At 36.9% G+C, this 6883-nt stretch carries 6 protein-coding genes; 3 read left to right on the forward strand and 3 right to left on the reverse strand.

Annotation, left to right across the window (positions count from 1 at the left end):
• Together HXW94_RS02165 and HXW94_RS02180 are read left to right on the forward strand one after the other, a co-directional pair.
• A partial coding sequence (locus HXW94_RS02165) for an S-layer homology domain-containing protein (protein ID WP_178365252.1) occupies positions 1 to 1885 on the forward strand: 1885 nt, incomplete at its 5' end.
• Positions 1886 to 2356: 471 nt separating this feature from the next.
• Entirely contained in the window at positions 2357 to 4423 is a 2067-nt protein-coding gene (locus HXW94_RS02180) for a hypothetical protein (protein WP_178365255.1), read from the forward strand.
• 895 nt (positions 4424 to 5318) lie between these two features.
• On the opposite strand, the gene HXW94_RS02185 is transcribed toward HXW94_RS02180, so the two are convergent.
• The 3 genes from HXW94_RS02185 to HXW94_RS02195 are packed head-to-tail and all read right to left on the reverse strand — an operon-like array spanning position 5319 to position 6620.
• A complete protein-coding gene (locus tag HXW94_RS02185; RefSeq protein ID WP_178365256.1) occupies positions 5319 to 5609 on the reverse strand; it encodes a CHC2 zinc finger domain-containing protein in 291 nt (96 codons plus the stop codon).
• Between the two features lie 15 nt (positions 5610 to 5624).
• Positions 5625 to 6416: an ExeA family protein gene (locus tag HXW94_RS02190; RefSeq protein WP_178365257.1), complete on the reverse strand. Its 792-nt coding sequence runs from the start codon at positions 6414 to 6416 to the stop codon at positions 5625 to 5627.
• A 3-nt stretch (positions 6417 to 6419) separates the two neighbouring features.
• Positions 6420 to 6620, reverse strand: coding sequence for a hypothetical protein (locus tag HXW94_RS02195; RefSeq protein ID WP_178365258.1), 201 nt, complete (start codon positions 6618 to 6620; stop codon positions 6420 to 6422).
• 23 nt (positions 6621 to 6643) lie between these two features.
• On the opposite strand from HXW94_RS02195, the gene HXW94_RS02200 reads away from it, so the two are divergent.
• The gene (locus tag HXW94_RS02200) at positions 6644 to 6856 is read left to right on the forward strand and encodes a hypothetical protein (protein ID WP_178365259.1); all 213 of its coding nucleotides are present in this window, start codon (positions 6644 to 6646) and stop codon (positions 6854 to 6856) included.
• Positions 6857 to 6883: the final 27 nt, after the last annotated feature.

Here is a 6883-nt window from a genome sequence, read left to right on the forward strand (position 1 = left end):
AACGTCAGCTCAAATCACTTGCACCCCAAGCATAACCGGTTCGCAACGTTTTTATGTTGCAAAGGTTTCACAAGGTGAAGCAATAAGTGGCTCTAAAAACTTATACGTAACAGTTAATGCACCTGATCCTAATATGGTAGAACTATTTAAAGAACAGTTTAAAAACTATAACACAAAAGTGTGTAATATTCTCAATGATAAAAATATTGATTCTCATTTATCGCGGTCTGAAGCTGTCATTCTTATTGAATCATTTTTATCCCATAAAGCAGAAAAATTTAAGGCAAAAAGTATGGAGGACTACTTTCTACCCTTTGCAGACGTGGATTATAATACAGATTATTATGATTCCCTGTTGAAACTTTGTTATTACTTAGGTGATGAAGATGACACAACTCCAATAACAAAAAATAACGAATTGTTCAGGCCGCTGGACAAGGTGAGTCGGCAGGAATTCATCGCCATAACTTTACAGGGTCTTGATTTACCTTTAATTGAAAATATTGATTATTTGAGTGACAAATTTACGGATCTTGGAGATGTGGCAGACTGGGCAATGAAATATTTCAATACAGCGGTAAGACATCAATTAATGAGTGGTAATAACGGAGAACTTAAGCCCAAAGATCCTTTAAGCGTTTATGAAGCATTAGTCATACTTGGAAGAGTTCAGCAACAGTTTGAAGGTAATTATTGTCATAATGATACGAGTTTTAAAAATCCCGAAAACCTCGATGTGCAAAAGCTATTGCTTAAAAATATCGGATTTGAATATGAACCACAGTATTATGAATCTGATGCTCAAGGGATTAGCATTACAAATGTAACAGAAAGCAGGGCTACAAGTGAATTATGTGGAATAGATAATGCGCTTATTCTTAGTGTAACAGCAGAAACAGATTCCTCAAAAAATGATAAAGTTAGCGAATATTATTGGTGGAGTTCAAATCAGGGATATTTCAGAGAATATCCAGGTAGTGAAAATTTCAAGAAGGTTTGTTTTTTTCCTGCTACTGTTATGCCTAAGTCTGGATACAGCGTCCTTGTTAGTGGAGGAGACAATATTGGATATGTTGACAGGTTTACATATGAAATTAAAGATCAGGATTTTTTACACGAAAATGATGATATAGCACAGATTGTCGAAGATGTGGAATCTAACCCTTCCTTTTCTGGAGAAAAATTCATGACATCCGGTAAAGCATACAAATTGGATGTTTCAGGAGGGTTTGAAAGTTCAGGAATAAAAATAGGTATTGAACATATGGAAGTGACATTTTCTAGTGAAAGCCTTCAAGGGGTACTTTTCAGGGGCAGACCTTTTGAAAATTTGGTTATTTTTATACCTCCCGATATGCCGGAACTTTACGGTGAATATGTCGATATCCAGATTGCTTTACATACTCAAAATAAAACATTTACCCAAATTATAAGCAACATTAAATATCTGCCAAAGTTTATAGTGCGTGGCAAAGTATATAATGTAAATGCCACAGACGAAGCGGATTCTATTTATATTGGTGATCAGCAAGTGTATCTTGATGAAAACAATGAGTTTTTCTGGGTTATAGATAGTACAGATGAAATTCTGGATCTGTCTGTATCAATTAATAATGAAAGTGAAGCAAATTTATTTGATGATCTTACAATAGACCTGACTTATGATAATCCTCAAAAATTCATTGTGATGATTGGCAAAAATGATTCAGGAAACTTGGATATGTCAGATGCCATATCTATATTGAAAATGTTAACAACTCAGGAAAACTATATTGATTTAGATCTGTTAAAGTCCGATGAATTATGGTCAGGAAGGGATACTATATTCATTAATGATGCGGTTAATGCCTTGCAAATATTATCAGATTTTAAAGATGAACAATAATAATGCACCTGATATTGATACTTGTATTTCTGGAAAAGTGCTTGTCTTGAATTCAATAGACGAGGTTATACTTATTCCGGAAGATGCCATGGTTGGAATAGTGTCATCTATTTTTCAAAATAATGAAGCAGGTTGGTGTCGTTTATGCTGTAAAATAGACAGTAGCTGTGACGACCCTGTCGCTATGTAAAATGCCTTTAACAATCCAGAAAAAACATTTCAGGTCATGGTATATAAAAATCATGTTTTACCAGATGAATATCGGTGGAACTGCGGAGAAAACACCTATCGTTATGTGGGAGATGCAGTTCCGCAAGCTTCTTTGAAAATTTCTATAACTGTAGGCGAAAACGATTATCAGGGCAGAAGTTCGGAGCAATGTGGAGAGAATTTGGCTATAGATTAAAAAGACTGATAACGTAAAAATTGCGATATCTCTATGGTATCTGAATTTCAAAAAGGGAAAATAACATGAAACATAACACCTATAAGCTAATCAACTTTACAGTATTGGTTGTGTTGTACTTAAGTCTTCCATCAAATGTTTCTTTCGCATCAGGGGAAGGATTCAGACTTTATCCCGTACTCGGTAAAATCGGTCAATCAACAGAATCAGAATATGTATTAAATGCTACATCCAATTTTTTGTCGTACAAAAGCTACCTAGGTCAAAGTGTCTATGATTACAAATCTGAATCAACTATCAACAGATATCTGATAATAAAAGCGTTGGAGATTGGTGTACAAAATAATGAACTTTATAAAAATGATTTACAATTAATTGACGAAGCGTTCACTAAATATGATGAGGCTCTTAAGAACTGGAGCTTAGAATATCATTTAAAAGAAATTTTCGGTGCTGGAGGTTCAGCATTGTTAGGCTTAACTACAGACTTAGTAGGCCAGGAAGTTACTGTAAAAGGCTATATTAATCATATTTTAAAAATAGTTCTCAATTCAGATCCGATCAAATCTGAGTTAACAGAACTATTTGGTTGGGATTCGATGACATATGAATTTTACAAAACTATAATTTTGAGTAGCACTGATTTAGTTCTCGAATGGATGGAATGGCAAACGAAAAGTTCTATAGAAATTATAATGTGGAAATCCTATCCCACAGAACAATTTATTACAACACTTTCAAACAGCTTCTCAAAATTTGTAGGATTACCAATTGCGTGTTATGAAGCCTTATTAAATACGCTATCGTTAGGAAATGCTGCTCATGCCTTATATGATTTAGCTAACACTGAACATGAATCCCAAGTAAATATGTGGGCAACAGCCTTCATATACGATTATATCAATCAATATGGAAGTGATTTAAACCTCATTAAAAAAGAAATTGAAAACTATAGTAATGAATACGATTATCTTTGTGGAATAAAATTATATAAAGGATATACAAAGGTAACAACTTTTTTTGACATATTCTTCTGGTATACTGCTAAAAATATACATCCACAAACTATCAATAAAGCTGACAAAGCCAACCTTGTTAGAGCCGCACGTTTAGCTCTCGATTTAATAGAAAATTATGGTAATGGAGGAAATTTCAGCACCTATGGTGAATATCAGCTCAAGAAAGACAGTGAAAATAATTTTTATAAGGCTATAGATTTCACGGAAAATCCAATCAATGGGTTTGACCTCTTATATTACATGCCACTAATCGAACCGGACAGAAGTGATGACGACTCCATTTGGTTTGATTTTTACTACAGGAACTACACCCCCTATCTCGACATTCCAGGAATCGAGAGTTTTCACATTAATCTGTCATATCTTCCTCGAGTAGTAACCTATTCCGTAAATCCAAATATTACACAGTATGTTGTCAAAGATACTGTAGAGGGGCAATATTTCATCGGTAAGAAAAAATATACCTACAATAATGTTGAACAATTGTATTTAAAAATTGCACCTGAAGTAACAATTCAGATCGTAGATAAATTCGGTAACCTCTTAGAACAGCAAACTCAAACAGTTAATTATGATCCAATAATAATTCCATATGGTTATAAAATAAACTATAGCGATAAGAGTTTCACTTTTGGTATAGATGCAGTGATAGATTTATACAACAGATGTCTTCTGGACACATATCAAGAAAGTTTCCAACCGCTTCAACGAGTTACTGTTGACCAATTCTTAAATCTTTTTTACAGCTATATTTTAAATGAAACTAATCATTTTATGAATGGGAAATTGGATATTAATGCGTTTTGGAACAAATGCGTACAATCAAACTCATGTGGTGCTGGAAATTTACTGGAAAACAGATTGGATTTCATTACACGAGGGCAGGTTGCTGACATCATGACAGCAATGATTAGTTTCAATCAATTCAAAATAGAAAAGAAATTTTCGAACAACAAAACCGGTTGGACTGATTCAGGAAAAACACTTTATGAATTTGGAGTGATGTGTGGAGACAAAAACGGGAGTATGAATGCCAGCTCACCGATAAACATGATCGAATTAGCAGCAATGTTAAAAAGACTAAAAGATCTCCACCAATTCGTTGATAACTAATGCCTAAAACCCAGACCGCCCTGAAAGTCGGATAAAGCGTACACTATTTGGGCTATACTTTCAAAGCACAACAGTGTTAGCAAACTGCCATTGATAGGACTTTTTGTAACCACATAGCGTCCATAAATTTGTGGTTTTGGTTTAAATGTACCTTTATCCGACTTTCAGGTGACTACCTGATCAACTATAGTACTCCCAGCAATTCTAAATTTGGAACTAACTTGAATCTAAAGCTATCTCCGGTATATTCACTTCCAGTTCTTCAAGCATAAAATTAATCAAATGATCCCAGCTATGAAAATGAAAATATTTAGTCAATGTTTGAAAGTCCTGAAAGAAGGTTTTTCTGGCAGAAAATTCTTTTCGAACCGCCCTATAGATTTTATCCGTGAATTCCAGAAAAATATGACTTAAAAAAGCCAACAGATTTAAGGTTAGCTGCTAAGTCTCACATTATCTGGCCCAAGTTTTATTTTATGTGACATCCTTTGTCTTAAAAAAATGGCCGCCGTTACAAGCCCATCATAGGCAAACGGCGGCCACAAGTGTCACTTTGATCAACGACAATTAAAATTCCCGTTTCTCATCCCTTTTTCTGGTTGATACTTAAAACCGGCTTCAATCAATATATATTCCAAAACTATCCCAACCTCGCCTCTTCTTTTGAGCTCATCAAGCATCCACTGCTGGATTCGGGCATTCACATGGACCCGTTTTAGATGTGATGGCAATTTGGGTTTTGGTTTTCCTCTATATCCTCCACGCATATCCTCACCTTTTTTAGAGATAAACACCTGAAAGTCTTGCCGTTAAAGGGTTATAGGTAACCGTACTACGCTTTTCAAAAAATATAGGTGATTTTCGCATAAGAAAATGGCCATTTATTACCCTCTTTTTAATTTGCTCTGATAATTCCCATCAGATAGTCTACCGCTTGTCTAAAACTATATGTCTTAACGGCCATGACCATGTCTATGGGGTTAAAATTTTTCCGGCAGGAGAAACACCTTGCAAGATTGGTTTTAGGATTAACTGCAGTCGTAAATTCGGAACAAACAGGGCAAAGAAAGCGAAAGTATCCTTCCGATACTTTATTGGGTTGGTTGAGGATGTCAGCGATGACACGGTCAATTGGTATGTCGTTTCTCAGTTTCCGGAGCACTGCTTTTGAATAACGTTGTGTCATTATTTTTCTCCTTTACTATGGTAGTTTGAACTCTGTCATGGTTTCATTGACGGTGTTTTCGTCAATGCAGTTAATATTTTGGGATGCAGCATTGATCAGGCATGCTGTGGCAATGTTGTTGATTGGCCTGGGCACACCACCGGCATAATCGTGGATTAGAAATTTTGCATCAGATGTCATCAGCTTGTCGGCGGCATCGGCCCGTTTAAGGCGGTGATTGATGTATGCGACGGTTTGGTCCCTGGACAGTGGTTTTATGTGATAACGAATGTTGATCCTGTTAACCAGATCAGCCAGGCTTGCGCGTTTAAGCAACGTCGCCAGTGACTCCTGGCCACTGAAGACAATTTTCAGCGGCAGGTCGGCATCGACCCCGGCACTGATCAAAAGCCTGAGGTCAACCAATGTCTGGACAGAAATTAAGTGGGCTTCATCAATGATCATAACGGTTTCTGTGTCGTTCTTTTTGATACGTTCAACAATCTGAAGAAACAGCCGGTCTTTACCGAACCTGGGCGCCTCTCCTAATTGTGCCACAATGAGCCGTAAAAAAGCCCCTGGGGTGACACTGGTCAGATGTAGATAAACAGGGGTGTAGCGATTTTGGGGCATGGCCTGCCGGACCAGGCGGAGCAAGGAGGATTTGCCGATTCCGGTCTGACCGGTAATCAGGGCAAGACGACCCTGTTCCAGAAAAAATTTCATGCGGGCCAATGCCTGTTCAAACCGGTTATCGGTCAACAACCAGTCAATGGGAGGATTTTCTGCAAACGGATGGGCGCTCATGTTAAAATGGGTTAAAAACATTGATTATTCTCCTTTTTGGTTAAACAGGATTTTCAGTTCACGGATGACATAGGCAATGGATTTATGGTCAGCGGCGGCACAGGCTTGCCGGACCATGGATTTATTGATCGCGGTGTTCATGTTCCACGTTTTTTTAAGAACTTCCAACTCGTTAGCATTGAATGCGCCAAGCCCCCCTTTTTTCCCAAGAAGATCCGCTATCATTTTGGCAAATTCATGGAATGGCCATGGGCGTTGATCAACGGTTTTCCGGTAATCAATCCCTTGGGTTTTGGATGCAAGTTCCTGCTGATGCCGACGTTGAAGAACAGCCAGGTAATCATTTGGGTGTGGCTCTTTTGAATTTTAGTCAATATGATATTAATTTAATAAGTTACAAATGTGGTAGTTGTACTTTTTTCCGGTTTTTGATGTTATATCCAATCCAGTATAACCTATGATTAGCCATGTATTACTATCTTTTATTT

The organism is Desulfobacter latus (assembly GCF_013389365.1).
Classification (GTDB): Bacteria; Desulfobacterota; Desulfobacteria; order Desulfobacterales; family Desulfobacteraceae; genus Desulfobacter; species Desulfobacter latus.